Source organism: Streptomyces sp. NPDC091279 (genome assembly GCF_044757465.1).
In the GTDB taxonomy this organism is placed as follows: domain Bacteria; phylum Actinomycetota; class Actinomycetes; order Streptomycetales; family Streptomycetaceae; genus Streptomyces.
The window spans coordinates 239772-253386 of record NZ_JBIVVA010000010.1 but is presented as its reverse complement, the minus strand read 5'-3'; the positions used below and the strand labels follow the sequence as shown (position 1 = coordinate 253386).

Below are 13615 nucleotides of genomic sequence, written 5' to 3'. Positions count from 1 at the left end.
GAATGTTCGGAATTTCGAGCGGCAGGAAGAGACCGGAATTTCTCCCGAACGACATCCGAAATACCGAACATGGTGAACGCGCCGCACGTCACCCGCCCTGCCCGTACTGCCCCACCAGGAACGGAAGAGGTCACCGTGTTCTCCAGATTCAAAATGGCGGTCCTGGCCGCCCTCTCGGCGCTCGTCACCGTCCTCGCGCTCGCCGTCGGCGTCCCGCGGGCCGAGGCCGCCGCCGCGCTGCCCTGCGATGTCTACGCCGCCGCCGGCACCCCCTGCGTCGCCGCGCACAGCCTCGTCCGGGCGCTGTACGCGTCCTACTCCGGCGCCCTCTACCAAGTGCGGCGCGCCTCCGACGGCGCCACCTCGGACATCGGCCTGCTGAGCACCGGCGGCTATGCGAACGCCGCCGCCCAGGACTCCTTCTGCTCCGCCTCCACCTGCATCGTCACCACGATCTACGACCAGTCCACGCGCCACAACGACCTCACCGTCGAGGGCGCGGGCGGGGCCGGCGCGGCCGATGTGGGCGCCCCCGCCGACGCGCTGCCGGTGACCGCAGGAGGCCACCAGGTCTACGGTCTGGAGATCTCGCCCGGCATGGGCTACCGGGACAACACCACCTCCGGCGTGGCCGTGAACGGCGGCGCCGAGGGGATGTACATGGTGACCTCCGGCACCCATGTCAACGGCGCCTGCTGCTTCGACTACGGCAACGCCGAGACCAACAACAAGGACACCGGCAACGGTCACATGGACGCCATCAACTTCGGCACCGAGTGCTGGTTCTCGCCCTGCTACGGGCAGGGCCCGTGGGTCCAGGCCGACCTGGAGAACGGGTTGTTCCAGTCCGACTCCGGATACAGCAAGAACACCGCGAACACCGGGAGCGGCCCGTTGCCGTTCGTGACGGCGCTGCTCAAGAACAACGGGCAGAACCATTTCGCGCTGAAATCCGGAAATGCCCAGTCGGGCACCCTGACCACCAGCTATTCCGGCGGTGAACCCACCGTCAACGGCGGCGGATACACGCCCCTGCACCAGGAGGGCGCCATCGTCCTCGGCACCGGCGGCGACAACAGCAACGGCTCCCTCGGCTCGTTCTTCGAGGGCGTGATGACCTCCGGCATCCCGACCGACGCGGCCGACGACGCCGTCCAGTCGAACATCGTCTCCGTCGGCTACGGCGGCGCCACCGGCTCGACGGGGTCGCTGACACCGGGCTCGGAGATCTCGCTGCGCGCCACCACCGCGTGCTGCACCACCGACTACGTCCGCCACCAGGACAACGCGGCCGTCGTCTCCCCGATCACATCGAGCAGCTCGACGCTGGACAAGAACGACGCCACCTGGATCGTCCGGCGCGGCCTCGCCAGCAGCTCCTGCGTGTCCTTCGAGTCCCGCAACTACCCCGGCGACTTCCTGCGCCACTACAACTTCAAGCTGACCCGCCAACCGATGGACGGCACAGCTCAGTTCAGGGCCGACGCGACCTTCTGCCCGCAGACCGGCAAGAGCGGCACCGGCACCTCGTTCGCCTCCTACAACTACCCGACCCGCTATCTGCGCCACTACAACCTCAACGTCTATGTCGCCGGCGACGGCGGGTCCAACGCCTGGGACAGCGCCACCTCCTGGACGGACGACGTGAGTTGGGCGGTCAGCGCGCCCTGGGCTCCGTAGCCGCACCGGACGCCGCCGACTCGCCCGCCTCCAGGGGGAGTTCGGCGGTGACCGTGAAGCCGCCGCGCGGCGCCGGGCCCGCGTCCAGGGAGCCGCCCGCCGCCGCGAGGCGCTCGGACAACCCCGTGAGCCCGGTGCCGTCGCGCGCGTCGGACTGGACGCCCTGGACGCCGGGGCCGTTGTCGGCGACGGTGAGGCGGACGCGTTCGGCGGCCCCGGTCAGGGTGATCTCACAGCGGCTCGCCCCGCCGCCGTGCCGGACCACGTTGGTGACCGCCTCCCGCACCACCCACCCGAGCAGCACCTCCGTCCGCGAGGCCAGCGGCGGCCCCGAGCGGGTCACGACGGGCTCCACCCCGGCGGCGTCGAGCACCGACCGGGCCCGTTCCAGCTCGGTGCCGAGGCTGCCCTCCCGGTAACCGGTGACGGCCTCGCGGATCTCGGTGAGCGCCTGCCGGCCCACCGACTCGATGTCGGTGATCTGGGCCAGCGCCGCCTTCATGTCACGCGGGGCCAGCCGCCGGGCCGCCTCCGACTTCACGACGATCACCGACATGGTGTGCCCGAGCAGATCGTGCAGGTCCCGGGAGAACCGCAGCCGCTCCTCCTCCACCGCCTGCCGCGCCAACTTCTCGCGCGCTTCGTGGAGTTCACGCACCGCCTCGGACAGCGAGAGGATCGCCGCCGTCACCACCGTCGACAGGAAGGTGCCGTAGGCGATGTTCAGCGCGCCCCAGCCGAGCCGGAACGACGCCACGCCCGCCGCGAGCGCGCTCAGCGCGAGGCCGATCTGCCCGAGGTGCGGGCCGCGCACCACCGCGCCGGTGGCGAGGCCGAGCAGCGGGAAGAAGTACAGCCAGCTGCCGCCGTAACCGGCCGCGAGGGCGCAGGTGATCACCCCCATGGCCACCAGCACGCCCCGCGTCGACGGGGTGTCGCGCCGCTCCTTGTCGAAGGCCCTGAACGTCACATACACGTACAGGGAGTTGAACGTGAACAGGCCCACGCTGCCGATCCAGGGGTTCGGCGTCTGGCCCTGGAGCAGGTTGGAGAACGAGCCGAGGCCCAGCAGCAGCCACGGCAGCAGCGCGAAGCCGGTCGGCGGCGGCCCCGGATGCGGGGGCAGCTCGCCGGTGCCCCGGGCCTCCTTGAGGGCCTTCTTGCGGTCGGCCTTGTAGGTCCGCATGTCCGCCCGCCACCGGGCCCGTGCCACCCGCCACTCGGCCAGCCGGTCCCTGGCCTCCCGTCCGCTGCTCATGCCCTCGCCCTCCGCTTCGCCGGCCCGGCAGGACCGGCGGGAGGACAGCACAGGGTGCGCGGCGGCGCCAGCGGCCACACGGGCGGCGCTACGGCCGGTTCCGTTTCCCGGTGCCTGGACGGCGACGGTGTCATCGGTGTCGTTGAGGGCATGGCGTCGACGCTACGGGCCGGGACACCGCACCCGGCAGAGGCTCATGTACGGACCCGGGCAGGACAAATGTCACCGCTCACCCGTCACCCATCACCGGTCATCTGTCAGTGGCCACCCATCACCGGCCACCCATCACCTGTCACCGGCGACCAGTCACCAGTCACCGTTCGCGGGTCCCGTGACCGGCACCGGCGGTCGTCGACACCCTGCTCGACGGCGACCCCGGCCGGGTCCGCTCCTACGCCACCCGGTTCGCCGGGGTGGTCTTCCCGGGCGAGACCCTGCGGATGCGGATGTGGCGCCAGGAACGGCAGGACGGGCAGGACAGGCGGCAGGGCGGTGCCGGTTCTGTGCGGGTCGAGGTGAGCGCGGTGGAGCGGGACGACGCGCCGGTCCTGGCCGACACCGTCGTTGAACACCGTTGAAGCACCGGGTAGTTGGCGGGTGCCGGGAACGGGAAGGGGGCGGCCCGCCTGTCGGCGGACCGCCCCCTTCACCCGCGTGACCTCTCAGGCCGCGGCCGTCCTGGTCTGCTCCGGCTTGCGGTGACGGCCGTGGGGGTCGGTCGGACCCTCCTGGGCCGAGACCTCACCGCGGTGCCGGCCGTGGCCGACGGACTGCTGGGAGTCGTCGGACGGTGTCTGGTGCGTGCTGGCATCGCTCATCGGATGAATTCACCCCGTCAACATGATCTTTCTAACAGCCGAAAGATTCTAACCGGCACCGCACACCCCGAATCCAGCCCGTCACACCATCCGGCACGGGTTCGTTACAAGACGTCCCAACGGCGCTTCCCGCAACGGCACCGGACGAGCCGCGGCGGACTGGGCCGAGGGCGCGGGAGCGGGCCCCGGCGGCGGCTCAGGCGCCGGTCCGCTCGCGTCGGACGGGCAGGACGAAGCCGTTGCCGGACAAGGACCCGCCGTTTCCCCGGAGTTCACCTCGCCCGCACCCGGCGCACCCCAGGGCGCCGACACCCGCGCCACCCCGCACGCCAACTCAGGTGTGCTGTACGGCAGTTGCAGCACCCCGTCGCTCGACCAGAGCCCCGCGCCCGCCAACCACCCCACCGGGGCCGGGAAATGCTGCAACCGCCCCCGGTCCTGACGCCACACCGCGACCCACGTCCCCATCGCCCCCTCCACCCGCGCCGCCACCGCACAGCTCTCCGGCGTCAGCACCTGCCCCGGCTGGATCGCGAACGGTGTCACCGCGCACCCCGGAAGCCGCAGGCTCCTCGGGAAGCGGACCGGCAGGGTGGAACCCAGCACCCCCCAGCCGAGCCGCGCCTCACCGGGCGACGGCGCGTCCGAACTGATCAGCAGCAGACCGCTGTCCGGGTCCGCGAGCAGCAGCCGGTCGTCACTGTCGTCGGCGATCTGGAGCAACGGCGACACCTCGCCCCCGCGCCCCAGGTCCACCACGACCGTCTTGGTCCGCCCGCCCACCTCCCGGTCCAGCGCGAGCAGCCGCCCGCCCCGGTCCAGCCAGACCCCGCCCGAGCAGCGCCCCGGCACCTCCGCCAGCTGCTCGGGGCCGCCCGCGCCGCCCGCCACCCGCCACACCGCGCTGGAGCGCCGGCCCACCGCGAGGGCGTACGCCCGCTCACCACAGGGCGCGGGCGGCAGCAGCCGCAGCCGGGTGTCGTCGCCGGGGCACTCGACCGCGCCGATCAGCACCTCGCCGGTGTGCGGACCCGTCGGGTAGAGCAGGGAGAAGAGCTGGCGCGGGCCCGCCGGGCGGCGGATCAGCACCCGCCCGTCGCCCATCGGATGCACCTCGGTGCCGGGTTCCTCCGGCTGGTTGCCGGGCAGCGGCACCGCGTAGGGCTCCGGGCCGTCCAGCGTCCAGCGTTCCGGGAACCAGCGGTCCCCGTCCCGCACGAGCCGGGCGGCGTACGCGCCGTCCACGGTGATCGCGCAGCCCGTCGGCGGAATGCCGTCCTCCGGGGCTGCCTCGGACTCGATCGCACAGGCTGTCATCGTCTGGTCACCTCCGGCCACGAAGCTAGTTTTCGTACGCACGGGCGGGGGACCACGAGGCCGACCCTTCACACATACGGGTGGCGCAGGAACGATTCGCCAGAGGGAACGGCGACCTCTGTGCTGAGCGAAGCCCTCCGCAGGAGTCGGCCGCCCGCACCGGTTCAGCCCCGCGGATCAGGCAGGTAGCCTTTTCCCGTGCCCCGTCTGTCTGAAGTCATCGCCGCGCTGGAGGAACTGTGGCCCGCCGAGCGGGCCGAGTCCTGGGACGCGGTCGGCACCGTCGTGGGCGAGCCCGACCAGCAGGTCAGCCGCGTCCTGTTCGCCGTCGACCCGGTCCAGGAGACCGTCGACGAGGCGGTGCGGCTCGGCGCCGACCTGCTCGTCACCCACCACCCGCTCTACCTGCGCGGAACGACGACGGTCGCGGCCTCCACCTTCAAGGGCCGGGTCGTGCACACGCTGATCAAGAACGACATCGCCCTGCACGTCGCCCACACCAACGCCGACACCGCCGACCCCGGCGTCTCCGACGCGCTGGCCGGTGCCCTAGACCTCCGCGTCGTCGGCCCCCTGGTGCCGGACCCGACCGACCCGACGGGGCGCCGGGGCCTGGGCCGCGTCTGCGCGCTCGACCACCCCGTCACCGTCCGCGAACTGGCCGACCGCGCGGCCGCCGCGCTGCCCGCCACCGCGCAGGGCATCCGCGTCGCCGGGGACGCCGACGCCGTCGTGCGCACGGTCGCCGTCAGCGGCGGTTCGGGCGACAGCCTCTTCGGCCAGGTCCGCGCGGCCGGTGTCGACGCCTTCCTCACCGCGGACCTGCGCCACCACCCGGCGTCCGAGGCCCGCGCGCACCCCTCCTCCACACCTCTCGCGCTGCTCGACGCGGCGCACTGGGCCACCGAGTGGCCCTGGTGCGAGCTGGCCGCAGCCCAGCTCGACGAGATCTCCGACCGCCACGGCTGGGACCTGCGGGTGCACGTCTCCACGACGGTCACCGACCCCTGGACCAGTCACACCCCTTCACCTGGAGCCCCCAACTGAACGCCGCGCCCGCCGACCAGATCCGCCTCCTCGACGTCCAGGATCTCGACGTCCGTCTCCAGCAGCTCGCCTACAAGCGCCGGTCGCTGCCCGAGCACGCCGAGATCGAGTCGCTGACCAAGGACCACACCCAGCTGCGCGACCTCCTGGTGGCCTCGCAGACCGAGGACAGCGACTGCGCCCGCGAGCAGACCAAGGCCGAGCAGGACGTGGACCAGGTGCGCCAGCGCGCCGTCCGCGACCAGCAGCGCCTGGACTCCGGCGCCGTCACCTCGCCCAAGGACCTGGAGAACCTCCAGCGCGAGATCACCTCCCTCGCCAAGCGCCAGGGCGACCTGGAGGACATCGTGCTGGAGGTCATGGAGCGCCGGGAGTCCGCGCAGGAGCGGGTGGCCGAACTGACCGAGCGCGCCGGTGCCGTCCAGGGCCGGATCGACGACGCGACCGCCCGCCGCGAGGCCGCCTTCGAGCAGATCGACGGCGAGGTCGCCACCGTCACCAAGCAGCGCGAGGTCGTCTCCGCGACCATCCCGGACGACCTCCTCAAGCTCTACGACAAGCTCCGCTCCCAGCAGGGCGGCATCGGCGCGGCCAAGCTCTACCAGCGCACCTGCCAGGGCTGCCGCCAGGAGCTGGCGATCACCGACATCAACGAGATCCGCGCGGCCGCCCCCGACACGGTCGTCCGCTGTGAGAACTGCCGCCGCATCCTGGTCCGCACGGGGGAATCGGGGCTGTAAGTCCCTTACGGGGGTGGGGAGTTGTCCCCGGGGGCGGGCACGCCCCTTCTCCGGAGTGGGCCGGGGAATCCCCGGACGCGCTGGCCTCCGGGGCGGTGCCTCAGACGCGGACGACGATCTTCCCCCGGGTGGGTCCGCCCTCGGAGTCTGCGTGCGCCTCCGCGATCCGTTCGAGCGGGTAGCTCCGTTCGACGCGCGGTGTGCAACGGCCCTGCCGACCGAGTTCGACCGAGTTTGGCCGCTTCGGCGAGGAGCGTGGAGTCGTTCTCCGTGTTGGCCGGACGCACGCCCAGGCGCCGCCGAGTGGCACCACCGAACGCCCTCGACGCCGGACGGCATGTTGTGTCGAGGACGTCGGGACGGGCGACTCCGGAGCCCGCATCGGCGGGGTCGGCCTCATCCAGCCCGTCCGGCGATTGCGGACGAGGCCGTTCAGGCCGACGGGGGCGAGTGGTCCGGCCTGGCCTTCTCGCGCCGGTGGGCGAGGAGGAGACCGGCGGGGTCGGAAGATCGAGTATCGGTCAGGTAGGTGTCGGGGTCGGCCGGGTGGCCTGGATGTTCTTTCCGGAGCCGGTGATCTACGAGAGGATTCCCGCGAGCGTGATCAACGCGGGTCGGCAGGGCGAGGGATGAGGTGGGCGACGTGACCAGTAACGCCGGGAACGAGGTGGCCGGGGCCGCAGGGGGCGGTTCGGCCACCGTCGGCCAGCGGGGCGGGCAGCCCGTCGCCGCCTCCGGCTGGGGCCCCGCCGACATGGGGGCACCCGCGTCCTTCCTGCTGCTGCGGCACGGCGAGACACCGCTCACCCCGCAGAAGAGGTTCTCCGGCAGCGGGGGCAGCGACCCCGCGCTGTCCGACGTCGGCCGGGACCAGGCCTCGCGGGTCGCGGCGGCACTGGCGCGGCGCGGGACCGTCGAGGCGATCGTCGCCTCGCCGCTGGCCAGGACCCGGGAGACCGCCGGGATCGCCGCCGCCCGCCTCGGCCTCGACGTGATCGTCGACGACGGGCTGCGCGAGACCGACTTCGGCGCCTGGGAGGGCCTCACCTTCGGCGAGGTCCGCGAACGCCACCCCGAGGACCTGAACGCCTGGCTCGCCGACCCCGAGGCCGAACCCACCGGCGGCGGCGAGAGCTTCGCGGCGACGACGGCCCGGATCGCCGTCGCCCGGGACCGGCTCATCGCCGAGTACGCGGGCCGCACCGTCCTCCTCGTCACCCACGTCACGCCCGTCAAGATCCTGGTCCGACTCGCCCTCGGCGCCCCGCCCGAGGCCCTGTTCCGCATGGAACTGTCGGCCGCGTCCCTGTCCTCCGTCGCCTACTACGCCGACGGCAACGCGAGCGTGCGGCTCTTCAACGACACCTCGCACCTGAGCTGACCGGGGTCCGGCGGATCGGGCCGACGGGGGTCAGCTCCGTCGGCCGAGCCCGGCCGCCTCCCGGGCCAGCGCCTCGACCCGCGTCCAGTCCCCGGCGGCCACCGCGTCGGCGGGCAGCATCCAGGTACCGCCCACGCAACCGACGTTGGGCAGCGCCAGGTACTCGGGGGCGTTCGCGGCGCCGATGCCACCGGTGGGGCAGAACCGGGCCTGCGGCAACGGCCCCGCCAGCGACCGCAGATACGCGGTGCCGCCCGCCGCCTGCGCCGGGAAGAACTTCATCTCCCGCACCCCGCGCTCCAACAGCGCCACCACCTCCGACGTCGTCGACACCCCCGGCAGGAACGGCACCCCCGACGCGCGCATCGCCTCCAGCAGCGTCTCCGTCCACCCCGGGCTGACCAGGAACCGCGCCCCCGCCGCCACCGCCTCGCTCACCTGCACGGGCGTGAGCACCGTCCCGGCCCCGACCACCGCGCCCGGCACGGCACCGGTGATCGCCCGGATCGAGTCCAGCGCGGCCGGGGTCCTGAGCGTCACCTCGATCGCGGGCAGCCCACCCGCGACCAACGCCCGCGCGAGCGGCACGGCATCGGCCACGTCCTCGATCACGACGACGGGCACGACAGGCGCCAGGTCCAGCACGGACGGCACGGGGGAGAAGAACGCCGAAGCGGGTGCGGTCATGCCGCTCATCCTGCCGAGGCCACGCAACATGAGCAACGCCCGTTGCGCATGCTGCAACCAGCACGGGGAACGGCGATGAGCCCGCCCGGTGCAGGGGACGCACGGAACAGCTGACACACGGAAAGCCGCACATCAGCGGCCGTGGGGATGTCAGCGGCCGTCGGACATCACTGGCCCGTCGGACATCAGTGGACGTCGGTCACCAGTACGTCCAGCGTCCAGGGCTGGCCGGCCTTCGTGGGGGCCTGTGCCTCGACCTCGTAACGGAGATCCCGCAGCGCCTCGACGAGTTCGGCCGGGGTGGCGGGCGCCGCGCCGGTCTTAAGGAGGCTGTGGACGAGGCGGCCCTTGGTCGCCTTGTTGAAGTGGCTGACCACCTTCCGGGTCGGCGCGTACAGCACCCGCACACTCGCCGTGCGCTCCGCGATCTCCCCCTTCGGCTTCCACGCGGTCGCGTACGCGGCGGACCGCAGATCGAGGACGAGCCCCTCTCCGGCCGCCTCCGGCAACACGTCCGCCAGCTGCCCCCGCCAGTACGCGCCCAACGCCCCGAGTCCCGGCAACCGCACGCCCATCGAGCAACGGTAGGAAGGAATCCGGTCGGTGACCCGGAGCGCGCCCCACAGCCCCGAGAAGATCAGCAACGACCGCGCCGCCCGCTCCGTCGCGCCCGCGTCCTCACTGAGGGACGCCAGATCGAGCGCGTCGTACAGCACGCCCGTGTAGATCTCCCCGGCCGGCCGGGCCCCGGCGGTGCGCAGCTCGACGTTCTTCTCGACCTCCCCGAGCTGCCCCACCGTCAGCCCGAGCACCTCGCGTGCCTTCTCCGCGTCACCCGCGCACAGCTCGACCACCTCGTCCACCACGGCAGCCCGCGCCTCGGTGAGCCCCGGCAGGGAGAGCGACTCCAGCTTGAGGGGGACGCCACGGCCGGACACGGCCTTGCCTTCGGAGGGCGGCAGCAGGACAAGCACGGAAGATCTCCTTCGTTGCGAACTGCCAAACAGCGTACGACGCACAGCCCCCCTGCCTGTGCTCTCCACAGAGGGGGGGCTTCGCTCCCCGAGCCCTTCGGGTTGGGTCTGGAGATCGCGGATTTTCTCTGAGGGGGGCCGTGTTGTGGCCGTAGGGGGTGTGGGTGGTGGGGCGGGAGTGGGCGGAGTGGACCAGGGCTCGGGTGGGGCGGGGTGGGCCTCGGCTCGATCTGTTGAGCGCGCGGTTCGACCGGCATGTGTACGCGCCGCACGCGCACGAGGAGTTCACGGTCGGGGTCACCGTCGGCGGCTGCGAGGTCATCGACTACCGGGGCGGCCACGTCCTGAGCGCCCCCGGCGACATCGTCGTTCTCGCGCCCGGCGAGATGCACACCGGCGGCCCCGCGCGGGCGACCGACGGCTACGCCTACCGTGCCCTCTACGCCGCCCCCGCCCTCCTCACCGACGGCGTCCGGGGTGGCGTGCCGCACTTCCGGGACGCCGTCATCGACGACCCCGAACTCGCCGCAGCGCTCCGCCGCACCCACACCGAACTGAGCGCCTGCCCCGACCCGTTGGAGACCGAGTCCCGGCTGCCGTGGCTGCTCACCGCGCTGGCCCGCCGCCACTCCACGTCCCGTCCGGTCGACGACCGGGTCCCGGACGCCGCCCGCGTCGCGCACGCCGTCCGCGACCGGCTCGCCGACGAACTCACCGACCCCCCGTCCCTCGCCGAACTCGCCGCCGCGCACGACCTCTCCCGCTACCAGCTCCTGCGCGCCTTCCGCACCACCATGGGCGTGCCGCCCTACGCCTGGCTCGCCCAGCACCGCGTGCACCGGGCCCGCGCGCTCCTCGACGCCGGGCTGCGGCCCGCCGAGGCGGCCGGTGCCGTCGGCTTCGCGGACCAGGCGCATCTGACCCGCTGGTTCCGCCGGGTGCTGGGCGTCACACCGGCCGCGTACCGCAACAGCGTTCAAGACGACGGCCGTTGAACGGTCCGACACTGGCCGCATGACTGCACGTGGCTGGTTCCTGTTCTCCCTGCTGGGGGTCGTCTGGGGCATCCCCTACCTGTTGATCAAGGTGGCGGTGACGGACCTCTCGCCGTCCTTGGTGGTGGGTGCGCGGTGCGCGGTGGGCGCGCTCCTGCTGCTGCCGTTCGCGCTCCGGCAGGGCGGCCTGATCCGGTCCGTGCGTGCGCACTGGCCGCCGTTGCTGGCGTTCGCGGGCGCGGAGATCCTCGTCCCGTGGTTCACCCTCACCGACGCGGAACGGCACCTGTCCAGTTCGACCGCCGGGCTGCTGATCGCGGGCGTCCCGATCCTCGGCGTCGTCGTGGCCCGCGCGCTGGGGGACACGGAACGGCTCGGAGGGCGCCGTGTCACCGGCCTCGCCCTGGGCCTGGCGGGCGTCGCCGTCCTCACCGTGCCGCACCTCACGGGTGGGGACGCCCGTTCGCTGGCCGAGGTGCTGGTGACGGTCGTGGGGTACGCGACGGCGCCCGTGATCGCGGCCCGCTCCCTCAGAGACGTTCCGTCGCTGCACCTGACGGCGGCGTGCCTGACGCTGGCGGCGCTGGTCTACGCCCCGGCGGCGTTCCTGACCCGGCCCACGACCATGCCGTCGGCCTCCTCGCTCGCCGCGCTGGCCGGGCTCGGCGTGATCTGCACGGCGGTGGCGTTCGTGGCGTTCCTTGAGCTGATCAAGGAGGTCGGCCCGACCCGCACCACGGTCATCACCTACGTCAACCCGGCGGTCGCGGTGGCGGCGGGCGCGCTGTTCCTGAGCGAGCCCCTGACGCCGACGGTCGTCGTGTCCTTCGCCCTGATCCTGCTGGGCTCGGTGCTGGCGACGGCGGCGGGCCCGAGCACCGGCACCCGGCGCATACACTTGTCCCCACGGCAGACGAGCCGGGCGGACGGCCGCGTGGAGTCCCCCTAGGGGGCTTCCCGAGGAACGTCCGGACTCCACAGGGCAAGGTGGTGGCTAACGGCCACCCGGGGTGACCCGCGGGACAGTGCCACAGAGAACAGACCGCCGGGGGCCTCGGTCCTCGGTAAGGGTGAAACGGTGGTGTAAGAGACCACCAGTGCCCAGGGTGACCTGGGCAGCTAGGTAAACCCCACCTGGAGCAAGGTCAAAAGGGCGCCCGTAGAGATACGGGTTCCTGCGCGGACGTTCGAGGGCTGCTCGCCCGAGTCCGCGGGTAGACCGCACGAGGCCGGCGGCAACGTCGGCCCTAGATGGATGGCCGTCTCCCCGGCCGCCGCGAGGCACCGGGCGAACAAAATCCGGCGTACAGCCCGACTCGTCTGCCGCCCCACCTCGCAAAGGGCCTCCGAACTGCGTCGGAGGCCCTTTCCGATGCCGGCACTCTGAGCGTGGGACTGCGCCGAGGTCAGCCGACCGGGGTGGCGGCCACCAGGAGGTCGCCGAGGGTGCCGCCGGCGTCGGGGCGGTAGTACTCGCGGATGGCCTCGTCCCAGACGGCGGAGGAGATCCGGTTGTTCTCGTCGGGGCCGAGGGCGTCGAAGAGGCTCTGGATGTTGGCCGGTGCGAAGCCGATCGCGAGCATCAGCCCGACGAACTCCGCGTGCCCCACCCGACCGTCGCCCCGCAGGTCACCGACGGTGGACAGGGCGCGCGCGAACTCCGCCGCCACCGCGTCGAACCGCTCGGGCGCCAGCACGCACGCCGTGAACTCCTCGAAGTCGACCCGGCCGTCGCCGTTCGTGTCCGCCTCGTCGGCCAACGTCTCCCAGTAGCGCCGGAACGCGGTCGCCATCGCTTCCTGAGCCGCCGGTTCCGCAGCGGGAACGGCGTCCCGGACCCGGCCCGCCATCAGCTCGAAGTCGTCCGCCTCCAGTACCCCGTTGCCGTTGGCGTCGAAGAGGGTGAACACGAGCCGGACCCGGTTGAGCGCTTCCGTCCGCATCAGTGATGCCGCCTTTCATGAAGCCGTATGTCTGTGAGTGGCGGTCCCTGAAGCCACGCGCTCCCACTGTGGAGCCGGAGGCTGCCAGTTCCGGGCGCGGGTCCTCCAATCCACCGGATCGGGTGATGGTGGGGGTACGGGGGAGTGGGGTGGCGTGCGGGGCGCGCGACGGGGGCGGGGGTGTGCGCCGGGGTGGCGGAGAGACCCCGGTTACGGGGAGCGGGCTGCGGCGTGCGGGGCCTGGCGTCGGGGGCGGGGAGAAGGAACCCGGCCGACGGCTACGACGACGCGAGCCCGATGAAGCCCACCCACGCCGCACGCGACACCGTGAAAACGGGCCCGGCGGCCACCTTGGAGTCACGGACATGCACAACGGCGGTGCAGGCGGCGACCTCGACGCACTCGCCGCCCTCGGTGTTGCTGTGGGTGCTCTTGACCCAGTTCAGGGCGACCTCTACGCATTCGCCGCCCTCGGCACCGCTGTAACTGCTTCTGAACCAGGCGAGGTTGGCGGCAGCAGGCGTGGACTCGACGGCGTTCACGAGACCACCTCGATGAACTCGACCCACGCCGCACGCGACACCGAGAACACGGGCCCGGCAACGGACTTGGAGTCACGGACGTGGACGGTGGCGGGGGTAGCCGCCACCTCCACGCATTCACCGCCTTGGGCCCCGCTGTAGCTGCTCTTGGACCAACTCAGCGCGACCTCCACGCAGTCGCCGCCCTCGGCTCCGCTGTGGGTGCTCTTGAACCAGTGAAGTTCAGACATACC

The 13615-nt window shown here is 72.5% G+C and carries 15 protein-coding genes, 1 other RNA gene and 2 pseudogenes; 8 read left to right on the top strand and 10 right to left on the bottom strand.

The window, feature by feature from the left end:
- Positions 1 to 153 precede the first annotated feature (153 nt).
- Positions 154 to 1680, top strand: a complete 1527-nt coding sequence (locus tag ACIQOU_RS25780; RefSeq protein ID WP_401539690.1) for an alpha-L-arabinofuranosidase B — start codon at positions 154 to 156, stop codon at positions 1678 to 1680.
- Here ACIQOU_RS25780 and ACIQOU_RS25775 read toward each other — a convergent pair.
- Positions 1658 to 2938, bottom strand: coding sequence for a sensor histidine kinase (locus ACIQOU_RS25775; protein WP_401539396.1), 1281 nt, complete (start codon positions 2936 to 2938; stop codon positions 1658 to 1660). The genes ACIQOU_RS25780 and ACIQOU_RS25775 overlap by 23 nt on opposite strands.
- A gap of 344 nt (positions 2939 to 3282) precedes the next feature.
- On the opposite strand from ACIQOU_RS25775, the pseudogene ACIQOU_RS25770 reads away from it, so the two are divergent.
- A pseudogene (locus ACIQOU_RS25770) lies at positions 3283 to 3516 on the top strand (MaoC/PaaZ C-terminal domain-containing protein); the annotation flags it as partial.
- A gap of 84 nt (positions 3517 to 3600) precedes the next feature.
- Here ACIQOU_RS25770 and ACIQOU_RS25765 read toward each other — a convergent pair.
- Both ACIQOU_RS25765 and ACIQOU_RS25760 read right to left on the bottom strand, forming a co-directional pair.
- Positions 3601 to 3756, bottom strand: a complete 156-nt coding sequence (locus tag ACIQOU_RS25765) for a hypothetical protein (protein WP_401539394.1) — start codon at positions 3754 to 3756, stop codon at positions 3601 to 3603.
- A gap of 81 nt (positions 3757 to 3837) precedes the next feature.
- A complete protein-coding gene (locus ACIQOU_RS25760) occupies positions 3838 to 5073 on the bottom strand; it encodes a hypothetical protein (RefSeq protein ID WP_401539392.1) in 1236 nt (411 codons plus the stop codon).
- Positions 5074 to 5271: 198 nt separating this feature from the next.
- On the opposite strand from ACIQOU_RS25760, the gene ACIQOU_RS25755 reads away from it, so the two are divergent.
- Both ACIQOU_RS25755 and ACIQOU_RS25750 read left to right on the top strand, forming a co-directional pair.
- Entirely contained in the window at positions 5272 to 6120 is an 849-nt protein-coding gene (locus tag ACIQOU_RS25755; RefSeq protein ID WP_401539389.1) for a Nif3-like dinuclear metal center hexameric protein, read from the top strand.
- Complete coding sequence (locus tag ACIQOU_RS25750; protein WP_401539687.1) at positions 6117 to 6860, top strand: zinc ribbon domain-containing protein; 744 nt, start codon at positions 6117 to 6119, stop codon at positions 6858 to 6860. The genes ACIQOU_RS25755 and ACIQOU_RS25750 overlap by 4 nt, the downstream gene beginning before the upstream one ends.
- Before the next feature lie 100 nt (positions 6861 to 6960).
- On the opposite strand, the gene ACIQOU_RS25745 is transcribed toward ACIQOU_RS25750, so the two are convergent.
- Positions 6961 to 7242, bottom strand: a complete 282-nt coding sequence (locus tag ACIQOU_RS25745) for a zinc-binding dehydrogenase (RefSeq protein ID WP_401539685.1) — start codon at positions 7240 to 7242, stop codon at positions 6961 to 6963.
- Positions 7243 to 7503: 261 nt separating this feature from the next.
- On the opposite strand from ACIQOU_RS25745, the gene ACIQOU_RS25740 reads away from it, so the two are divergent.
- Positions 7504 to 8241 (top strand): histidine phosphatase family protein, encoded by a 738-nt coding sequence (locus tag ACIQOU_RS25740; RefSeq protein WP_401539386.1) that lies wholly within the window; start codon positions 7504 to 7506, stop codon positions 8239 to 8241.
- 30 nt (positions 8242 to 8271) lie between these two features.
- Here ACIQOU_RS25740 and eda read toward each other — a convergent pair whose 3' ends face one another.
- Together eda and yaaA are read right to left on the bottom strand one after the other, a co-directional pair.
- Positions 8272 to 8928 carry a bifunctional 4-hydroxy-2-oxoglutarate aldolase/2-dehydro-3-deoxy-phosphogluconate aldolase gene (gene eda / locus ACIQOU_RS25735; protein WP_401539384.1) on the bottom strand — a complete coding sequence of 219 codons (657 nt, stop codon included), beginning with the start codon at positions 8926 to 8928 and terminating at the stop codon, positions 8272 to 8274.
- A gap of 185 nt (positions 8929 to 9113) precedes the next feature.
- Positions 9114 to 9902 (bottom strand): peroxide stress protein YaaA, encoded by a 789-nt coding sequence (yaaA, locus tag ACIQOU_RS25730; RefSeq protein WP_401539381.1) that lies wholly within the window; start codon positions 9900 to 9902, stop codon positions 9114 to 9116.
- A 164-nt stretch (positions 9903 to 10066) separates the two neighbouring features.
- Between yaaA and ACIQOU_RS25725 the strand changes: the two genes are divergently transcribed.
- Complete coding sequence (locus ACIQOU_RS25725) at positions 10067 to 10897, top strand: helix-turn-helix domain-containing protein (protein WP_401539378.1); 831 nt, start codon at positions 10067 to 10069, stop codon at positions 10895 to 10897.
- A gap of 19 nt (positions 10898 to 10916) precedes the next feature.
- Positions 10917 to 11696, top strand: a pseudogene (locus tag ACIQOU_RS25720) (DMT family transporter); the annotation flags it as partial.
- Here ACIQOU_RS25720 and ACIQOU_RS25715 read toward each other — a convergent pair.
- Positions 11645 to 11791 (bottom strand): hypothetical protein, encoded by a 147-nt coding sequence (locus ACIQOU_RS25715; protein ID WP_401539376.1) that lies wholly within the window; start codon positions 11789 to 11791, stop codon positions 11645 to 11647. The pseudogene ACIQOU_RS25720 and the gene ACIQOU_RS25715 sit on opposite strands and share 52 nt — an antisense overlap.
- 20 nt (positions 11792 to 11811) lie before the next feature.
- Here ACIQOU_RS25715 and rnpB point away from each other — a divergent pair.
- Positions 11812 to 12220, top strand: an RNA gene (rnpB, locus tag ACIQOU_RS25710) — RNase P RNA component class A.
- Positions 12221 to 12303: 83 nt separating this feature from the next.
- On the opposite strand, the gene ACIQOU_RS25705 is transcribed toward rnpB, so the two are convergent.
- The 3 genes from ACIQOU_RS25705 to ACIQOU_RS25695 form a co-directional block, all read right to left on the bottom strand.
- A complete protein-coding gene (locus tag ACIQOU_RS25705; RefSeq protein ID WP_401539373.1) occupies positions 12304 to 12840 on the bottom strand; it encodes an EF-hand domain-containing protein in 537 nt (178 codons plus the stop codon).
- 278 nt (positions 12841 to 13118) lie between these two features.
- Positions 13119 to 13382 carry a DUF397 domain-containing protein gene (locus tag ACIQOU_RS25700; RefSeq protein ID WP_401539371.1) on the bottom strand — a complete coding sequence of 88 codons (264 nt, stop codon included), beginning with the start codon at positions 13380 to 13382 and terminating at the stop codon, positions 13119 to 13121.
- Positions 13379 to 13612 carry a DUF397 domain-containing protein gene (locus tag ACIQOU_RS25695; RefSeq protein ID WP_401539369.1) on the bottom strand — a complete coding sequence of 78 codons (234 nt, stop codon included), beginning with the start codon at positions 13610 to 13612 and terminating at the stop codon, positions 13379 to 13381. The genes ACIQOU_RS25700 and ACIQOU_RS25695 overlap by 4 nt, the downstream gene beginning before the upstream one ends.
- Positions 13613 to 13615: the final 3 nt, after the last annotated feature.